The organism is Pseudoalteromonas sp. CR1, assembly GCF_019392235.1.
GTDB lineage: Bacteria > Pseudomonadota > Gammaproteobacteria > Enterobacterales > Alteromonadaceae > Pseudoalteromonas.
Genome location: NZ_JAHXRM010000683.1, coordinates 1 through 230, shown reverse-complemented (window position 1 = coordinate 230; position 230 = coordinate 1). Strand labels below are relative to the sequence as shown.

At 69.1% G+C, this 230-nt stretch carries 1 pseudogene; it reads right to left on the bottom strand.

The features are described 5' to 3' along the window. Nucleotides 1-196: pseudogene (locus tag KZZ04_RS21005) on the bottom strand (phosphonate C-P lyase system protein PhnL); the annotation flags it as partial. Between the last annotated feature and the right edge of the window lie 34 nt (nucleotides 197-230).

The window sequence follows — 230 nt, the reverse complement described above, 5'->3', positions numbered from 1 at the left end:
CGGAAAAGGTGCCGGGCGCCAGCTGCCACAGGCGCTGGGGAATGTTCAGGCGGCTGAGCAAAAGTTCGGCACGGGAGCGCGCCAGGTCCCGGGACCAGCCGCGGGCCAGGGCCGGCTCCATCACCACGTCCAGGCAGGCCACACGCGGGATCACCCGCAGAAACTGGCTGACATAGCCAAGGGTCTGCTGGCGCACTTGCAACACCTCACGGGGCTCGGCACCCACCAGC